We start from the raw sequence: 18,653 nt of genomic DNA on the forward strand, positions 1-18,653 counted from the left end.
CCAGGAAGGTGGTTTAACGCGGCCAGAGCACCCACAGCCGCAGCGGCTGGTTCATGCGCGCGGCGAACTGGCCGGCTTCGGGCCCGGTGCCGGCGAAATAGTCGGCCCGCACAGCACCCACGATGGCGCTGCCGGTATCCTGGGCCAGCACCAGTTTTTGCAGGCTGCCGGCCCCGCCGCGCGAGGCCAGCCACACGGGCGTGCCGTAGGGAATGCTGCCCGGGTCAACCGCGATGGAGCGTCCCGGCGTCAGCGCCACGCCCTGCGCGCCCTTGGGGCCGAAGGCGGCGTCAAGTTCACTCAAGGGCTGCTCCTGGAAAAAGGTGTAGCGCGGATTGCTCCAGAGCATCTGCTGCACGCGCTGCGGCGGGTTTCTCGCGGCCCAGGCCTTGGTGGACTCGACCCAGGGCGTCGTCATGCGGCCTTCGCCCTGGTCCAGCAACCATTGGGTGACGCTGCGAAAGGGCTGCTCGTTGGAGCCGGCATAGGCCACGCGCACCATGCGCTGCGAACCGTCGGCCTCGGTCAGGCTGAGCCGGCCCGAGCCCTGGATGTGCAGCGACATCGCCTCGACCGGGTCGGCCAGCCAGGCGATCTCGCGGCCGCGCAGCGCCGTCCTGGCTTCGGGCAAGGTATCGATTTCCTGGCGCGAGTACCAGGGCTTGCGGCTGGCCAGCGAGGCCGGCGGGCGGTACAGCGGCACCTCGTAGCCGGCGCCGGCCTGGCGGCTGGCCTTGAGCACGGGTTCGTAATAGCTGGTCAGCAGTCCCTCGGCCGCGCCCTGCAGGCTCTCGACCCGGTAGGGCTGCAGCCGGCTCACCATCCAGCTGCGCTGCGCTTCGGCCGAGGCAATGCTCAGGCGCCGGACCTCGGCGCACAGCGGCGCAAACACCGGGCCCGGCCGCTCGCAGCTCTTGAGCCAGGCGTTCCAGCCCTCGAACAGCGCGTCCTCTTCAAAGCCCGGCAGCTCGGCCCAGCGCACCGCGACCCAGCGGCTTTTGCCTTGCAGCATGGGCGCAGGCAAGGAGCCGGAATCGCCTGGGCGGCTGCCGGCGGCGCCGGGCTCTCCCGGTGCCGACAAAGGCGGCAGCGGCGGGCTGGCGCAGGAGGCCAGCAAAGCCGTGATGGCGATAATCGTCCCCATCCGCATGGAGCGCATGGAACGCCTTTCATGCCTGGCGCGTATCGACGGAATCCAAGGAAATGTCATGGCCTTACTTTTGCTGGAAGCCCTGGGGGCTTTGCTGCTGCTGGTGTTCATTGTGTGGTGGACGATGTTTTCAGGCCGCAAGAACGGTGAACTGAAGGACCCGGAACAGCCGGCGCCCGACGCGCAATCCCGCAAGAAATAAACCCGGCCTGCGGCACTACAGATTGCGCAGCAGATTGGCGAGCTCCACCGCCGATTTGACACCCATTTTGTCAAACACCCGCGCGCGGTGGACTTCCACGGTGCGCACACTGATGTCCAGCTGGTCCGCCACCAGCTTGTTGGGCAGGCCGCCCACGACCAGCCGCATCACGTCGCGCTCGCGATCGGTGAGGCCGTCGATGCGGGACTGCAGGCCGGTGGACTCGCTGTGCTGCGCCAGCGCCGCGGCGGAATGCTTGAGCGCCTGCTCGATGCGGTCCACCAGCGCGTTGTCCGAAAACGGCTTTTCGCAAAAATCAAAGGCCCCGCGCTTGACGGCATCGACGGCGGTGGGGACGTCGGCATGGCCTGTGAGAAAAATCACCGGCAGGGTCGGCAGCAAGCCGTAGCCGATCAGTTTTTCAAACATGGCCAAGCCGCTCAGGCCGGCCATGCGCACATCCAGCAGCAGGCATGAGGGCGAGCGCACCTCGAAGCCCTTGGACACCCGGGCGTCGAAGGCCTCGGCGCTGTCGAAGGTCTCGCTCAGCAGGCGGCGCGAGCGCAGCAGCCAGGCCAGCGCGTCGCGCACGCTGGCGTCGTCGTCGACGATGTAGACCGTGGCATTGTGGATGGGTTCCATGCTGTCCTTCAAGCTTGCGCGGATGCGCCGTCCCGGGCCGGCGCCGCGGGCAGGGTGAAACTGAAAATCGTACCTTGCGGCTCGGCCGCCTCAAACCCGAGGAAACCGCCGTGCTGTTCTATCACGGTACGGCACAGGCTGAGCCCCAGGCCCATGCCCTCTTCCTTGGTGGTGAAAAAAGGTGTGAACAGCCGTTCCGCGACGTCGCCGGCAATGCCCTCGCCGCGGTCTATCACCGAGAACTCGACCCAGCGGCTGTGCGCGTTGGAAGCGGCCGGGCGTATGCGCAGGGTCAGCACTTTTTCAGGCAGCACCGCGCTGGCGCCAGGCTGCGCGCCTTCGGGCTGTACCTGCATGGCCTGCATGCCGTTGCGCGAGAGGTTGAGCAGCACCTGCTCGACCATGGTGCGGTCGCACAGCACGGGCTCGCAGGCTTCATCGACCTCGATCACGACGCGCACGCCGAGCTTGCGGGCCTGCAGGCTCACCAGCGGCATGATGGCGTCGAGCAGCGCGCGCGGCTGGACCGCCTCGCGCACCTGGTCGCGCCGGCGCACGAAGTCGTGCACGCTTTTGATGACCTTGCCGGCACGCTCGGCCTGCTCGGCGATGCGTCGCATGGCCAGCTGCAGGTCTTCGGACAGCGGGGCCGGCGTCGGGGCGGCCGCGTGGGCCCGGTCCGCGCCGGTTTCCTCCTGCAGCAGGTTGAGCGATCCGGTGGCGTAACTCGAGATGGCCGCCAGCGGCTGGTTGAGTTCGTGGCTCAGCAGCGAGGCCATTTCACCGACCATGGCCAGTCTGGCCGTGGCTTGCAGGCGGTCCTGGCTGGCGCGCGAAAGCTCCTCGACCCGGCGCTGTTCGCTCACGTCCAGGATGGCGCTCATCCAGCCGGTGTGCTTGCCCACGGCGTTGATCAGCGGCGCTTCCATGATCAGCACCGGAAAGCGCGTGCCGTCGCGCCGCATGAACACCGACTCGTGGCCTTCGCGCGGCAGGTTGCTGCCCGCCAGCCGGATTTCCTGGCGCTGCTGGTAAACGCCGGCGAGCTCCGGCGGCCAGTAGGGCGAAGGAAAGCTCTGGTTCAGCAAATCCTTGGCTTCCACACCCACCATCTTGCAAAAAGCCGGGTTCACGTAGGTGATGCGGCCCTGCAGGTCGCGCGCGCGCAGCCCGGTCAGCACCGAGTCCTCCATGGCCTTGCGAAAGGCCAGCGCCTCGCCCAGGTCGTGCTCGACCTTGAGCCTGCGCCGCATGTCCCTGGCCAGCAGGAAGAGCACCGCCATCAGCGCCAGCGACATGGCGGTCACCAGCGCGGTCAGCACATTGGGAAACAGGGCCGGCGTGCCCAGCCGGCTCTCCATGCGCACGACCAGCGTGTTGCCAGGCAGGTCCAGCAGTTGCTGCGCGATGTAGATGCGGTTGCCGCGCGAGGGCACGCCGTGCAGCGCCAGCCGCGTGCCGTCGGCCTCGGTGAAGGACAAGCCCACGCCGCGCGCCAGTTGGCGGCCCACCAGCTCGCCCAGGATGTCCTGCAGCGAATAGGTAGCGACGGTGTAACCCGCGAGGCGGCCGGCCACGACGATAGGCAGGCACATGTCCAGCACTTCCAGGCCCAAGCCGTCAGGTTGCGGCATGAAATAGCTGGTGGAGTAGGCAGAACCGCTCAGGCGCCGGGCCGTGGTGCAGGTCAGGGCCACGTCGGCCTGCATGCTGGCCCTGCCCAGCCGCTCGAACACCGAGGTGCGATAGGGGGTTTCGACAAAGGCCAGCACGTCCAGCGACTCGCTGCGCCATTCGAGCCGCATGATCTCGCGGTGCTCGCGCAGCACTTCGGCGGCCGGCGCATGCCATGCCCCGGGTGTGCGCTCGCCGGACTGCAGCGCCTGGAAAGTCTGGATGTTGCGCGTGAGGCCCGAGCGGATGTCGGTGACGGTTTCGGCGGCGTCGTGCTCGAGCCGGCTTTGCACCATGCTGGACTCGTAGCGCCCCGACAGCCACACCAGGATGCCCAGCAAGGCCACCACCAGCGCCACCAGCAGGGCCCACAGCGACCAGCGCCGGCTGGCCCGGCTCATCACGCCCTTGACACGCGGAAACTTCACGCCCGGCGCCTCCTCACAGCACGCGGTGGGCCAGGGCCGGCAGGCGGCCGCGCACGCCCTGCTGCTCGTCCTTCAGGATCTCGGCCATCACCAGGCCGGCACCTTCCGCGCGCTCGGCCAGGACCTGGCCCCAGGGGTCGACCACCATGCTGTGGCCCCAGGTATGGCGCCCGTTCTCATGGATGCCGCCCTGGGCCGCGGCCAGCACATAGGCCTGGTTTTCGATGGCGCGCGCGCGCAGCAGGACTTCCCAGTGCGCCTGACCGGTGGTGTAGGTGAAGGCGCTGGGCACCAGCAGCAGGTCGGCCGCCAGGGCGCGGTACAGCTCGGGAAAGCGCAGGTCGTAGCAGACGCTCATACCTATGGTGTAGACATGGCCGTCGCGCGACGCAAGCTCGAAACGCACCGGCTGCGTGCCGGGCTCCAGCACGCGCCTTTCGTCGTAGTCTTCCTGGCCCTGGGCGAAGCGAAACAGATGGATCTTGTCGTAGCGGGCCGCGCTTTCCCCCGAAGGCGCGTAGGCCAGCGAGCAGTTGCGCGCGCGGCCGGGATTATCCGTGGCCATGGGCAGGGTGCCGCCCACGATCCACAGCCCGAATTCGCGCGCCGAGCGGCTCAGGAAATCCTGGATGGGGCCCTGCCCCGGGGACTCCTGGAACTGCAGCTTGTCGGTGTCCTTGCGGCCCATGACGCAGAAGTACTCGGGCAGCACCGCCAGCTCGGCACCTTGCGTCGCGGCTTGCCCGAGCAACTGGCGGGCCACCTCGAGGTTGTCCTCGATGCGGGTGCCCGACACCATTTGAATAGCGGCTACTTTCATGGTCAGCGCGTCTCCGTGGAAGCCTGGCTGGGCTTGTTGTCGGCCTGGGCCTTGCGGTCCAGCTTGGTGACCCGGGGGTCGGACCAGGTGCCGTCGATGTGGAACTCCTGGGTGGCCGCCTGTATCAGGGGCCGGCGCAAAAACATCTGCGCCAGGAAGCTGCCCAGCCCGATGGCCGGGTTGATGGCCGTGGCGATCAGCGAGGCCGTGCCGGCGTTGATCTCCGGCACCACCACGACCTTGATGTCCTGCGTCTCCCTGGCGATGTCGGCCGAGCCCTCCATGAGCACGGCGGCATTGACGCCGCGCATCTGCAGGTTGTTGGTATAAGCCACACCCTGGTTGATGTTGACGTCGCCGCGCACGAAGTCGAAGGCGAAGCCCTCGGAAAAGACGTCGCGAAAATCCAGCGCCAGCCGCCGCGGCAGGGACTGCAGGCTCAGCACGCCGAGCAGCTTGGCGATGCCGGGGTCGGCCTTGACGAATTGCCCAGACTCGACATTGACGTTGAATTGCCCGCTCATGGACGGATAGTCGAAGCTCAGCGGCGAGCCCACCCAGGCCACCTGGCCTTCGAGCTTGCCCTTGCCGCGGCGAATCACCTCGCCCATGCCGAAACGCTTGAGCAGGGCGCCCGAGTCGGCGATTTCGAGCTTGAAATTCATCACCGTGCGGCGGCGTTCGGCGGCCACGCGCGCGGCGCGGTTGCTGCCCGCGGCAGCAGCGGCCTGCGCGTTCAGGGCCACCCAGTTGCCGTTGGCCGTCAGCACGGCCTCGGGCAGGATCACGTTGAATTTGTTCAGCCGCCATTCGCGCACGCCCTCGCGCGCCGCGCTTGAAGCGCCGCGATTGACGGCGTCGATCTCCACCCGTCCCAGCTTCTTGCCGCGCAGCTCCAGGTCTTCCACGACGATGTCCAGGGCCGGGATGCTGGCCGGCTGCTCGTTCAGGATGGCTTCCACCTCGTTGGCCGTGCCGGGTTCCAGGCTCAGGCGCGAGAGCCGCGCGTAGACGCGCCCGGCGCCTATGCCGCCGGGCTGGCGGAATTCAACATAACCGTTGAGCTCGGTGGCGTCGATGTTGGCGCGCCAGGTCAGGCCTTCGCGCGAACCGCCCACCACCACGTTGTTGAGCTTGCGCCCTTCCACCACCAGCTCGCGGGCGCGTATGGCCATGGTGGTCGGCAGGTAGCTCATGGCGGCGTTCGCGGCGGCGCGGTTGAGCGCCGCGGACGCCGCCGGCGGGGCGGTCTGCAGCGTGCCGCCCACCGTGGAGTCCCCCAGCAACTTCTGCCAGGCGTCGAGGTCCACATGGGCCAGGTTGATGTTGGCCGCCACGCCGGCTTCCTGCATGGGCGCGGCCTCGCCCGGCTCCAGGCCCACGGCGATGCCGCCGCGAATCACGCGCGGCTCGTTGCCGCTCAGGTCGCGCACGTAGACCACAGAGGCGGTGCGCCCTATCGAGACCGACAGCTGGTCTTCAAGTTTTTGCCCCGGACCCATGGAGGCCTGCAGCAAAGCATTTTCAAAGCGCAGCGGCAGCATCGCGTCGGCGGTTTTGTTCAGGGGCGCGGGCAGGTTCAGCGCCATGCCCTGCAGGTTGCTGGAAATCGCCAGCTCCGGCACGCCGCGGCGAAACCCGAGTGTCGCGGTGTAGGCCGTGCTGCCGCTGGCGTTTTGCGCCATGCGCGCCAGCGGGCCCAGCTCCCTGGCCTGGCGCAAGCCTTCGGCGCTCACGCTGCCTTGCGCCTTGAAGGTCGCGACGGTTTCCGTCTCTGCGCTGCCCGTGGCACGCGGATGCGTGCTCAGGCCGCCGTCAAAGCGCACATCGCCGCCCAGCAGTTTGGCCTGGCCGCCGGCGACGGAGAAACCCTTTTCGCTGACATTCACCACGCCCTTGAGTTTTGCCAGCATGGGCGCGGCCGCCGCGAACTGCACGTCATTGCCGGGCAGCGTGACCGTGCCTTCGACGCGGGATTTGTCGATCGAATGGATGGGCAGCTCCATGTGGAAACGGTAGTCGGCCGTGCCGCCGGCCTTGGCCCCGGCCAGCGCGTGGCTGGTCATGCTGCCCACCGGCGACTGGTTGACGAAGCCCAGCGCGTCGGCCAGCGCCCCCTTGAGGTCCACGTTCACATGGACCGTCGAATCATGGGTCAGGTCCGGAATGCGGGCTTCGCCCTTGGCCAGCTGCAGGCCCGGCAGGCCGGCGACCTTGCCGCTGGCGCCGTTCACTTCGAGCGAGGCGCGGTCAAAGACCAGTTCACCGCCCAGCTCGGTCAGGGCCGGCCAGGGCGCCGCGCCGGCCGGCTGTATGGTTTTGGGCACATAGGCGAAGTGGCCATTGCGGATTTTGGCGGAGACGCGGAAATCCCCCTGCGCCGGGTTGGTGAAGGGCAGGTGCTCGAGCGGGCCTTTGACCTTGAACTTCACGTCGCTGACCTGGCCCTGCACCACCGCGTCGCGCACATAGTGGCGGACCTGGTCGGGCAGCACCAGAGGCAGGTAGCGATGCACCCGCGCGCCGTCGCCCCGGCTCAGGCTGCCCTGCAGGTCGAGTACGCCGGGAAAACGCGGGTCGGGCGCGCCCGCGGCGGCCGGGCCGGCCGCGTCGCCCGTGCGCCAGCTGGCCTGCGCCTGGCCCTGTGCGTCGGCATTGGCGAACTGCAGGTTGCGCAGTTGCGCCTCGATTTTGCGACCCGAAAATTTCCATTGGGCATCGACAGCCAGCTGGTCAAACGGCACCAGCGAATCCTCAAAGACGCCGGGCAGGTCGAGCGCGCCGTTGGCGATCTTGACCTTGGCCTGCCCGCCCTCGTGGGTGAGGTCAAAGTCAATCGCGGCGCCGCTGATGCCCGGCCTGCCGGGCCTGGGATGCGCCGCGGCGGAGGCGGCCGCCGCCGGTGGCTGGGGCGCCGGCAGCGCCGCAACGCTCAGGCCGGCCACCCGGCCTTTCGCGGCATAGGTGCTGGGCGCGGCGATGGGTCCTTGCCAGCGCGCCTCGACAGTCTCCACCAGCCCCTTGGGCGCGAAGGAGGCGATGAAACCGTGTGTGGCGGCATCAAGCGGCAGGCGGTTGGCGATCTGCGCGAGCGCGGCCAGGTCGAGCTTGTCGGCCTTGAGCTCGGTGTGCTGCGACACGCCGGCCCCGTCGCCGGTGTGCGCCAGGGCCACATTACCGCCCGGCCACTGCAGGCCGTCGCGGGTGCGAAAGCGCAAGCCCTCGGTGCTGAAGTCAAAGCCGTTGTCGCGCTGGCCGCCGCCTATGCGCCCCGCGACGGATTCAAAGGCCAGCGGCTGGAGCTTGGCGCCGAAGCGCGCATCCACGTCCTGCAGCGCCACGTCGGCGGTGCCGCCGGTAATACGGCCCTTGCTCACATCCGCCCAGGCGCGCAACGCGCCGTTGCCGCGCGCCAGTTCCACACCCAGCGTGTCCACGCTGACGTACTGCCGGATGCGCGATGCGTCCACGCGGGCGAAGTCGGCGAACAGCTGCCCCGTCCAGGCGTCGAAGTCGCCGGCGCTGCCGGACAGCAGCGATTGCCGGAAGATGCCCCTGACGCTGAAGCGGTCACCCCATTCCGGCGGCGGCGTGGCATCCAGGCGCAGCAGGTGGCGGCGCCGCGCGTTGCGCATGACCCAGTCGACCTGTGTAAGCGCCAGCGGCGGCGCCCGCTGCAATTCGTCGGTCCAGCGCACGGTGCCGCCGCGTATGGCGAACTCGGTTTGCGAAAAAAACCAGTCGGCCGCGGCGCTCTGGCCGCCGGCGCGATCCTGCGAGACGTCCAGCCCGCCCACATAGATTTTCCCGTCCGCGGCGCGGCGTATGTCCAGTTCGGGCCTGTCGATGTAGATCTGCTCAAAGCCCAGCCCCCAGATCGAGGAAGGCGACAGGGCGCCCAGCACGCGCGGCAGCCTCAGGGCTTCGCGGCCCTGCGCGTCCAGCAGGGTGACGTCGCTCAACTCGAAGGAAGGGATCATGCCCTGGGAATGCGCGGTGATGCCGCCTATGCGCACAGGCACCCCCAAGGCCTTGCTGGCCTCTATTTCCAGGCGCGGACGGAATTCGCCGATTCGCGGCACAATCCAGCCATGCAGCACGAACCAGCTCAGGCCAAAGAGCAGCCAGGCCGCGCCGACGAGCCACAACAGAATGCGCAGGATCAAGGCAAGCCAGTGCAGGCGGCGCGGCGGCAGGGGGGACAGGCTGGGAATCGTTGGCTCCATTGACCAGAGAATTATGACCGCCGGGGCGCTTATCCGCCCGGCGGGGGACCATGAAGTTTTGTGAAGTAGTGTGATGACCGTTGCCCTGACCGCCAGCCCTGAATCTCCCTCCGCCGCCGGGCCGGCCGCGTCAGGTTATTCCCGCTTCGTCCAGCGCGTGCGCCGCCGCTATGCCGAATGGCTTGCGCTGCTGCCCCCCGGGGCGCCGGTGCGCGCCGGCATGCAAACCGCCCTGGATGCCCTGCTGGCGCAGGGGCTGGAAACCGGCGCCGCGCTGCGGGTGTTGCGCCAGCTGGTGATGGAAAGGTTGGTGGTGCTCGATTGCGACGGCGCCAGCGAAGACCAGGCGCCGCTGAAGGTCGTGACCTGCGCCATGACCGAATTGGCGGAGCTGGCCCTCGACGTGGCCATGCGGGAGTCGGCCCGCACGCTTGACGCCCAGCACGGCGCGCCGCAGGCTCCCGGCGGGGAGCGCGCCCGGATGTGGGTGGTCGGCATGGGCAAGCTGGGAGCGCGCGAACTCAATGTCTCCAGCGACATCGACCTGATCTATGTCTACGACCACAACGGTGAAACCGCCGGGCGCAGCGACGGACGCGGCCAGATATCGAACCACGAATACTTCGCGCACCAGGTCAAGGCCGTCTTCAGCCTGATCGGCGATGCCACCGAGCACGGCTTTGTTTTCCGGGTTGACCTGGCGCTCAGGCCCAACGGCAATTCCGGCCCGGCCGCCGTCTCGCTCAGCGCGCTGGAAGAATATTTCCAGGCGCAAGGCCGCGAATGGGAGCGTTTCGCCTGGCTCAAAAGCCGTGTGGTGGCACCGCTGGCGTGCGTGCAAAGCGGCGCCGCGCAGGCGCTGCGCGGCCCGGTGCTGCCCTTTGTGTTCAGGCGCTACCTCGACTACAACGTATTCGACGCGCTGCGCACGCTGCACCGGCAGATCCGCGAGCATGCGGCCAAACGTTGCGCCGGCCATCCCGAACGCGCCAACGACGTCAAGATGTCGCGCGGCGGCATACGCGAAATTGAATTCACCGTGCAGTTGCTGCAGGTGGTGCGCGGTGGGCAATTCCCGGAACTGCGCACCCGCCCCACGGTGGACGCCCTGCAACGCGTGGCCCGCGCCGGCCTGATGCCGCAGGAAACGGCCGACGCGCTGGCGCGGGCCTACGATTTCCTGCGCCGGGTGGAGCACCGCATCCAGTACCTGGACGACCAGCAGACCCATGTGCTGCCCACGCGCGACGACGACCTGGCCTGGATCGCCGAAACACTGGGCTACGGCAACTGCTGCCCCTTTCTCAGCGAACTCGACGCGCATCGGGAACTGGTGGCCGGCGAGTTTGACAAGCTGCTGGGCGGCAAGCCCGACTGCAAGGGCTGCGGCGGTAAAGCCAAGGCCCCACCGCAGCAACTCGATGACCTGCTGGAGCAGCTTTCCGAGCAATGGCCCGAACAGTTCCGCGCGCGCCTGGCGCTGTGGCGCCAGCATCCCCGCGTGCTGGGCCTGCGCGAGGATTCACGCGCGCGCCTGACGCGGCTGGTGCAGCGCACCGCCGCCTGGCTGGCCGAGGGTACGGTGACGGAAGAGGCCGCCGTGCGCATCATCGACTGGATAGAACCCCTGCTCAGGCGCGAAAGCTACCTGGCGCTGCTGCTGGAGCGGCCGGCCGTGCATGAGCGCCTGCTGCGCCTGCTGGGCGCGGCCAAATGGCCCGCGCGCTACCTGCTGCTGCATCCCGGCGTGATCGACGAGCTGGCCAGCGACGAGCTGCTCAAGGAACGCTTTGACGGCGCGGCTTTCGCCCGCGACGTGGAGCAACGACTGGCTGCCCTGCGCAGCACCGGCGAGGACGACGAGGAAACCTGCCTGAACCTGCTGCGCCGCGCCCACCATGCCGAGGTCTTTCGCACGCTGGCGCGTGACCTCGAAGGCGTGCTCACGGTCGAGCAGGTGGCCGACGACCTGAGCGCTCTGGCCGAAGCGATCCTGGACATCACCGCGCGCTGGTGCTGGCAGCGCCTGAAAAACCGCCATCGTGACACGCCGCAGTTCGCCATCATTGCCTACGGCAAGCTGGGCGGCAAGGAGCTCGGCTACGGCAGCGACCTGGACATCGTGTTCGTCTACGAGGACGAGGACGAACGCGCGCCCGAGGTCTATGCGGCCTTTGTGCGCAAGCTGATCAACTGGCTGACCATCAAGACCGGCGAGGGCGACCTGTTCGAGATCGACACGGCCCTGCGCCCCAACGGCAATTCGGGCCTGCTGGTCACCAGCTTCGAGGCCTACACCCGCTACCAGCAGCAGCGCGGCAGCAACACCGCCTGGACCTGGGAACACCAGGCCATGACACGCGCGCGCTGCGTGCTCGGCGGCGATTCGCTGCGCCAGCGCTTTGACCAGGTGCGCGAGACCGTCATCACCGCCCCGCGCGATACCGCGGCGCTGCGCAGCGAGATCGTCGCCATGCGCGAGAAGGTGCGCAGCGCCCGACCGGTGCGGGGCGACAAATTCGACGTGAAACACAGCCCCGGCGGCATGGTGGACGCCGAGTTCGCCGTGCAATTCCTGGTGCTGTCCGAATCCGCGCGGCACCCGGAGCTGATCGCCAACGTGGGCAACATCTCCCTGCTGCAGCGCGCCGAAGCCGCCGGCCTGCTGCCGCCCGGCGTGGGCCAGCGCGCGGCCGCCGCCTACCGCGAGCTGCGGCGCGTGCAGCACCGCGCCCGCCTCAACGAGGAGCCGACCCAGGTCAGCCCGCCGGCGCTGCAGGCCGAGTGCGACGCCATCCGGCAGCTGTGGATTTCCACCTTCAAATCAAACGATTGATTTAATTCAATCGCTTGTTTGATTCATGTGCTCTAATGCGGCACATGAATGCCGATCCCCGCCCCAAAACTGTATCGCGCGCCTCCGGCACTGAAGGCGAAGCCCGCAAGCAGCGCTCCGACGGCGCTCACGCCAGGGCGCACCTGCTGCACGCGGCGCTGCGCCTGTTCTCCGAGAAGGGTTTTGCCAAGACTTCGATACGCGACATCGCCCAGGCCGCGGGGGCCAACGTGGCGGCCATCAGCTATTATTTCGGCGACAAGGCGGGGCTGTACCGCGCCGTGTTCACCGAACCGCTGGGCAGCGCGCGCGACGACATCGCGCTGTACAACCAGCCGCACTTCACGCTGCGCCAGTCACTGGAGGGGTTTTTCTCGGGTTTCCTGGAGCCCCTGCGCCAGGGCGAACTGGTCCAGCTGTCGACCCGGCTGCATTTTCGCGAGATGCTGGAGCCCACGGGCCTGTGGGCCGAAGAAATCGACAACGGCATCAAGCCCGCACACGCGGCCCTGGTAAAGGTGCTGTGCCGCCACCTGGGGCTGTCCAAGGCCGATGACGAGGTGCACAGGCTGGCCTTTTCCATCACCGGCCTGGCCATTCACATGTTCATCAGCCGCGAGGTGGTGGACGCGATCCGGCCCCAGCTGTTCGGCACCCCCGACGCCGTGGAGCAGTGGGCCTCCAGCCTGGTGGCCTATGCCGAAGCCATGGTCGCCGTCGAAACGGCGCGCCGGAGCCACCTTCCAGACCATCCCGCGGCCGGCGCGCCGCAACTGAAAACCGCAAGCCATGAAAAAACCTGATTCCCAGCGCAAGCCGTCCCGCCTGACGGCACCGGGACTTTTGGCCGCCTGTGCGCTGCTGCTGGCCGGCTGCGCCACGGACCTTCCCCACAACACACCCGCCGCCCCCGTCCCGACGCAGTGGCAGGCGCCCGTGCCGGCTGCCGCGCCAGGCACCACCGCCGCCCTGCCCCACAACGGCAGCCTGGCCGGGCTGTCCCGCTGGTGGGGGCAGCAGAACGACCCCTTGCTGGTGGAACTGATCATGGCGGCGGAGGCCGTCAGCCCCAGCGTCTCGACGGCACGTTCCAACATCGAGCAGGCGCGGGCTTCGCGCGTGGCTTCCGGCGCGGCGATGCTGCCCACGCTGGACGCCATCGGCAGTGCCAGCCGCGGGCGCTCGGCGCCTGTCAACCGGGCGACGCCGCCGATCGCCACGACGCTGGAGGCGGGCCTGCAGGCGTCCTGGGAGATCGACCTGTTCGGCCAGTACGCGGCCAGCCGCGATGCCGACCAGCAGCGCTTTGAGGGCTCGCAGGCGACCTGGCATGCCGCGCGCGTGTCCATGGCCGCCGAAGTCGCGACGCAGTATTACAGCCTGCGCGCCTGCGAGAAGCTGCTGGAGGTCGCGCGCGCCGACGCCGCCTCGCGGGCCGAAACCTCGCGGCTCGCGGAACTGAGCACCAAGGCCGGCTTCCAGGCGCCCGCCACTGCGGCATTGGCCCAGGCCAGCGCCGCGGAAGGGCACGGCAACGCCATCCAGCAGCGCACGCTCTGCGACCTGGACATCAAGGCGCTGGTGGCGCTGACGGCCATTGACGAGCCCGCGCTGCGGCAAAAACTGGCCGCCAATCCCGTCGACCTGACACAGGAATCCATGGCACCGGTCATCAGCGTGCCCGCCGAGGTGCTGGCCCAGCGGCCCGACATCTTCAACGCAGCGCGCGAGGTGGACGCGGCCCACCTGGAAGTAGGCAGTGCGCGCGCGCAACGCTTTCCGAGGCTGAGCCTGAGCGGCTCGGTGTTCACCACCAAGTCGCGCACCAGCGCCTCCACGCAGCGTTTTGACACCTGGACGGTCGGGCCGCTGCAGCTGACGGTTCCGCTGTTTGACGGCGGCGCCAGCGAAGCCAATGTGGAGGCCGCCAAGGCCCGCTACGAGGACGCCGTGGCCCAGTACCGCGCCAGCGTGCGCAAAGCCGTGCAGGAGGTGGAGGAAGCACTGGTCAAGCTGCAAAGCACCGCCGAGCGCAACGAGGACGCGCGGGTCGCCGCGCAAGGCTACCGCGCCTCCTTCACCGGCACCGAGGCCCGCTACAAGAGCGGGCTGGCCAGCCTGGTCGAGCTCGAGGACGCCCGCCGCACGCTGCTGGCGGCGCAGAGCAATGTGGTCGCGCTGCAGCGCGAGCGCCGCAGCGCCTGGGTTGCCCTGTACCGCGCGCTGGGCGGCGGCTGGACCACGGCCGAGCCGCCGGTGCAACCCCTGGTGTCTAACGTCTCGGCGCCCGTCACGCCCGCTGCCATCACGGCGCCCTGAAGCCGCAAGCCCATCACTTTCGCCACTCATGACAGAGCCCTCGCACACCATGCCAAAACTCAAGCCCACCCCTTTTGCCATTGCCTTGATTGCCGCTGCCGTGCTGGTGGCGGGAGGCGCCGCCTTTTTCTTCTCCAAATCGCAGGCCAAAGGCGACACCCCGCCCACCGCCAAGCCGGCCCTGACCGTCGCCACGGCACTGCCGCGGCAGATGACCCTGCCGGTCAGGCTCAACGCCAACGGCAACATCACGGCCTGGCAGGAGGCCGTGATCGGTTCCGAGTCCAACGGCTTGCGGCTGGTGCAGGTGCAGGCCAATGTCGGCGACCAGGTCAAGGCCGGGCAGGTGCTGGCGGTGTTCTCGGGCGACAGCGTGCTGGCCGACACCGCGCAGGCCCGCGCCAGCCTGATCGAGGCGCAGGCCAACGCCGCCGACGCAGCCGACAACGCGGCGCGCGCGCGCACCCTGGCCAGCTCGGGTGCGCTGAGCGACCAGCAGATCAACCAGTACAACACCGCCGAGCAGACCGCCAAGGCGCGTGTCGAGGCGGCCAAGGCCGTGCTCGACGCGCAGCAGCTGCGCGGCAAAAACACCCAGGTACTGGCGCCCGACAGCGGCGTGATCTCCGCGCGCACCGCGACGGTGGGTTCGGTGGTGCCCCAGGGAACCGAGTTGTTCCGCTTGATACGCGGCGGGCGCCTCGAGTGGCGCGCGGAGGTGACCTCGGCCGAACTGGGCCGCATCAAGGCCGGCACCACGGCCAGGGTGGTGGCCGCCAGCGGCGCCGAACTCAAGGGCCGGGTGCGCATGATCGCCCCCAGCGTGGATCCGCAAACCCGCGCGGCACTGGTCTATGTGGACCTGCCGGTTTCCGCCGGCATGGCGTCGCCGGCCAAGGCCGGCATGTTCGCGCGCGGGGAGTTCGAGCTGGGCGAGACGCCCGCGCTGACCGTGCCGCAGCCGGCGCTGGTGGTGCGCGATGGCTTTAACTACCTGTTTCGCCTCAATGCCGACAACCGCGTCAGCCAGCTCAAGGTGCAGACCGGCCGGCTGGCCGGAGACCGGGTCGAAATCACTTCCGGCCTGGCCGCGGACGCGCGCATCATCGTCAACGGCGCGGGTTTCCTGAACGACGGCGACCTGGTCAGGGTCAGCGACGCCGTCCCCGCCGCACCGGCCACCGCCAGGCCGGCGACGGCCGCCAGCAAATAAGGAGCAGGCCCATGAACGTCTCCTCCTGGTCGATCAAGAACCCGATTCCGGCGGTCATGCTGTTTGTGCTGCTGACCTTTGCCGGCATGCTGTCCTTCAAGGCGATGAAGGTACAGAACTTTCCCGATATCGACCTGCCCACAGTGACGGTGTCTGCCTCTCTGCCGGGCGCGGCGCCCGCCCAGCTTGAAACCGAAGTGGCGCGCAAGCTGGAAAACTCCATCGCCACGGTGCAGGGCCTCAAACACATCTATACCAAGGTGCAGGACGGCGGCGCCACCATCACGGCCGAGTTCCGGCTCGAAAAACCCGTGCAGGAAGCCGTGGACGACGTGCGCGCCGCGGTGTCCAAGGTGCGCAGCGAGCTGCCCGCCGACGTGCGCGAACCGGTGGTCTCCAAGATGGACCTGGCTGGCCAGCCCGTGCTGGCCTTCACCATCAGTTCGCCGCGCATGGACGAGGAAGCGCTGTCCTGGTTCGTCGACAACGACGTCTCGCGCAAGCTGCTGGCGGTGCGCGGCGTGGGCGCGGTCAACCGCGTGGGCGGCGTTTCGCGCGAGGTGCGCGTGGCGCTGGATCCGTCGCGCCTGCAGGCCCTGGGCGCCACGGCGTCCGACATTTCCCGCCAGTTGCGCCAGGTGCAGACGGAGAGCGCCGGCGGGCGCGCCGACCTGGGCGGCAGCGAGCAGCCCATGCGCACCCTGGCGACGGTGAAATCAGCCGCGGAACTGGCCAACATAGAGCTGGCCCTGAGCGACGGCCGGCGCATACGGCTGGACCAGGTCGCCACCGTGACCGACACCACCGCCGAGCCGCGCGCGGCGGCGCTGCTGGACGGCAAACCCGTGGTCGGGTTCGAGGTCGCGCGCAGCCGCGGCGAAAGCGAGGTCGCGGTGGGTGCCGCCGTGCAGGCCGCACTGGCCGAACTCAAGCGGCAATACCCCGACGTGGAACTCGTCGAGGCCTTCAACTTCGTCAAGCCGGTGCAGGAGGAATACGACGGCTCCATGCACCTGCTCTACGAGGGCGGCATCCTGGCCGTGCTGGTGGTGTGGCTGTTCCTGCGCGACTGGCGCGCCACCTTCGTCTCCGCGGTGGCGCTGCCGCTGTCGGTGATCCCGGCCTTCATCGGCATGCACATGCTGGGTTTTTCCATCAATGTGATCACGCTGCTGGCGCTCTCGCTGGTGATAGGCATCCTGGTGGACGACGCCATCGTCGAGGTGGAAAACATCGTGCGCCACCTGCGCATGGGGAAAACGCCTTATGAGGCCGCGATGGAAGCGGCCGACGAAATCGGCCTGGCGGTCGTGGCCACCACCTTCACGCTGATCGCGGTGTTCCTGCCCACCGCCTTCATGAGCGGCGTGGCCGGCAAGTTCTTCAAGCAGTTCGGCTGGACGGCCTCGCTGGCCGTTTTCGCCTCGCTGGTGGTGGCGCGGGTGCTCACGCCCATGATGGCGGCCTACATCCTCAAGCCCGTGGTGGGCACGCACAGCGACCCGGGCTGGATGAAGTGGTATATGCGGGCCGCCTCGTGGTGCCTGCATCACCGCCTGAAGACCATGATCCTGGCCACGCTGTTTTTCTTCGGCTCGGTGGCCCTGATCCCGCTGCTGTCCACGGGCTTCATCCCGGCCGACGACAACTCGCAGACCCAGGTCTACCTGGAATTGCCACCCGGCGCGACGCTGGCCCAGACCAGGGCCTCGGCCGAGCATGCGCGCCAGCTCATCAGCAAGGTCGAGCACGTCAAGAACGTCTACACCACCATAGGCGGGGGCACGGCCGGCGGCGACCCCTTCGCCATGCAGGGCGCGGCGGAAACCCGCAAGGCCACGCTGACCGTGCTGCTCGACGAGCGCAACGAACGCCCGCGCAAGCAGGGCATCGAGAACAAAATGCGCGCGGCCCTGGAATCCTTGCCCGGCGTGCGCAGCAAGGTCGGCCTGGGCGGATCCGGCGAAGCCTATATCCTGGTGCTGACGGCCGAGGACGCCAACGCCTTGCAGGCCGCCGCGATGGCGGTGGAAAAAGATTTGCGGACCATTCCCGGCCTGGGCAATATTTCATCCAGCGCCAGCCTGGTGCGGCCTGAAATCGCCATCAAGCCGGACTTCGCGCGTGCGGCCGACCTGGGCGTGACCAGCGCGGCCATGGGCGAGACGCTGCGTATCGCGACGGTCGGCGACTACGAGGAATCGCTGCCCAAGCTCAACCTCTCGCAGCGCCAGGTGCCCATCGTCGTCAAGCTCGACGACGCGGCCCGCAAGGACCTGAGCGTGCTCGAGCGCCTGGCCGTGCCCAGCGTCAAGCCCGGCGTCGGCCCGGTCATGCTGGGCCAGGTGGCCACGCTGGAAATCACCGGCGGTCCGGCGGTCATAGACCGCTACGACCGATCGCGCAACGTCAAATTCGAGATCGAACTCTCGGGGCGAGCCTTGGGCGACATCACCGAGGCGGTGAAATTGCTGCCGGCCGTCAAGAACCTGCCGGCGGGTGTCAAGGTGGTGGAAATCGGCGATGCCGAAGTCATGGGCGAACTGTTTGGCAGCTTCCTGCTGGCCATGGCAACCGGCGTGCTGTGCATCTACATCGTGCTGGTGCTGCTGTTCAAGGACTTCCTGCACCCGGTGACCATCCTGGCGGCCCTGCCGCTGTCGCTGGGCGGCGCCTTCGTCGGCCTGCTGATCGCGCAGAAGAGCTTTTCCATGCCCTCGCTGATCGGCCTCGTCATGCTGATGGGCATCGCCACCAAGAACTCCATCCTGCTGGTGGAGTACGCCATCGTGGCACGGCGCGACCACAATATGTCGCGCTGGGACGCGCTGCTGGACGCCTGCCACAAGCGCGCGCGGCCCATCATCATGACCACGCTGGCCATGGGCGCCGGCATGATGCCTATCGCCCTGGGCCTGGGCGCCGCCGACCCGAGCTTTCGCTCGCCGATGTCGATCGCCGTGATCGGCGGCCTGATCACCTCCACCGTGCTCAGCCTGCTGGTGGTGCCCGCGGTGTTCACCTATATCGATGACCTGGAGCACTTCATCCGGCGCACCAGCAGGCGATTGCGCGGCCGGCAGGGCGAAACCCCCGCTCCGGCGCAAGCCGGGGAATAGACCAGGGATGGGCCGGGTGCGGCG

General features: G+C 68.5%; 11 protein-coding genes. 6 read left to right on the plus strand and 5 right to left on the minus strand.

Annotation, left to right across the window (positions count from 1 at the left end; genetic code table 11):
- Window positions 1-13: 13 nt before the first annotated feature.
- The gene (locus PMI15_RS14190) at window positions 14-1,261 is read right to left on the minus strand and encodes a murein transglycosylase A (protein WP_036839110.1); all 1,248 of its coding nucleotides are present in this window, start codon (window positions 1,259-1,261) and stop codon (window positions 14-16) included.
- Between PMI15_RS14190 and PMI15_RS25090 the strand changes: the two genes are divergently transcribed.
- Complete coding sequence (locus tag PMI15_RS25090; RefSeq protein WP_007870107.1) at window positions 1,209-1,352, plus strand: hypothetical protein; 144 nt, start codon at window positions 1,209-1,211, stop codon at window positions 1,350-1,352. The genes PMI15_RS14190 and PMI15_RS25090 overlap by 53 nt on opposite strands.
- A 15-nt stretch (window positions 1,353-1,367) precedes the next feature.
- Here the strand turns inward: PMI15_RS25090 and PMI15_RS14195 are convergent, their stop codons facing one another.
- Genes PMI15_RS14195 through PMI15_RS14210 form a run of 4 tightly spaced genes read right to left on the minus strand, consistent with a single transcriptional unit; the run spans window position 1,368 to window position 9,142 of the window.
- Window positions 1,368-1,994, minus strand: coding sequence for a response regulator transcription factor (locus PMI15_RS14195; protein WP_007870111.1), 627 nt, complete (start codon window positions 1,992-1,994; stop codon window positions 1,368-1,370).
- Window positions 1,995-2,002: 8 nt separating this feature from the next.
- Complete coding sequence (locus PMI15_RS14200) at window positions 2,003-4,069, minus strand: nitrogen regulation protein NR(II) (protein ID WP_036839137.1); 2,067 nt, start codon at window positions 4,067-4,069, stop codon at window positions 2,003-2,005.
- 40 nt (window positions 4,070-4,109) lie between these two features.
- A complete protein-coding gene (locus tag PMI15_RS14205; protein WP_007870117.1) occupies window positions 4,110-4,916 on the minus strand; it encodes a carbon-nitrogen hydrolase family protein in 807 nt (268 codons plus the stop codon).
- A 2-nt stretch (window positions 4,917-4,918) separates the two neighbouring features.
- The gene (locus PMI15_RS14210) at window positions 4,919-9,142 is read right to left on the minus strand and encodes a YhdP family protein (protein ID WP_007870120.1); all 4,224 of its coding nucleotides are present in this window, start codon (window positions 9,140-9,142) and stop codon (window positions 4,919-4,921) included.
- 73 nt (window positions 9,143-9,215) lie between these two features.
- Here PMI15_RS14210 and glnE point away from each other — a divergent pair, with 73 nt between their 5' ends.
- The 5 genes from glnE to PMI15_RS14235 are packed head-to-tail and all read left to right on the plus strand — an operon-like array spanning window position 9,216 to window position 18,629.
- Window positions 9,216-11,978 (plus strand): bifunctional [glutamate--ammonia ligase]-adenylyl-L-tyrosine phosphorylase/[glutamate--ammonia-ligase] adenylyltransferase, encoded by a 2,763-nt coding sequence (glnE, locus tag PMI15_RS14215; RefSeq protein WP_007870123.1) that lies wholly within the window; start codon window positions 9,216-9,218, stop codon window positions 11,976-11,978.
- Window positions 11,979-12,022: 44 nt separating this feature from the next.
- Entirely contained in the window at window positions 12,023-12,781 is a 759-nt protein-coding gene (locus tag PMI15_RS14220; RefSeq protein WP_007870126.1) for a CerR family C-terminal domain-containing protein, read from the plus strand.
- Window positions 12,768-14,297 carry an efflux transporter outer membrane subunit gene (locus PMI15_RS14225; RefSeq protein WP_007870129.1) on the plus strand — a complete coding sequence of 510 codons (1,530 nt, stop codon included), beginning with the start codon at window positions 12,768-12,770 and terminating at the stop codon, window positions 14,295-14,297. Before PMI15_RS14220 ends, PMI15_RS14225 begins: the two co-directional genes overlap by 14 nt.
- 49 nt (window positions 14,298-14,346) lie before the next feature.
- Window positions 14,347-15,510 (plus strand): efflux RND transporter periplasmic adaptor subunit, encoded by a 1,164-nt coding sequence (locus tag PMI15_RS14230; RefSeq protein WP_036839142.1) that lies wholly within the window; start codon window positions 14,347-14,349, stop codon window positions 15,508-15,510.
- An 11-nt stretch (window positions 15,511-15,521) separates the two neighbouring features.
- Window positions 15,522-18,629, plus strand: coding sequence for an efflux RND transporter permease subunit (locus PMI15_RS14235; protein ID WP_007870134.1), 3,108 nt, complete (start codon window positions 15,522-15,524; stop codon window positions 18,627-18,629).
- The last annotated feature ends 24 nt before the right edge of the window (window positions 18,630-18,653 follow it).

The sequence above is a fragment of the Polaromonas sp. CF318 genome (genome assembly GCF_000282655.1).
In the GTDB taxonomy this organism is placed as follows: Bacteria; Pseudomonadota; Gammaproteobacteria; order Burkholderiales; family Burkholderiaceae_C; genus Polaromonas.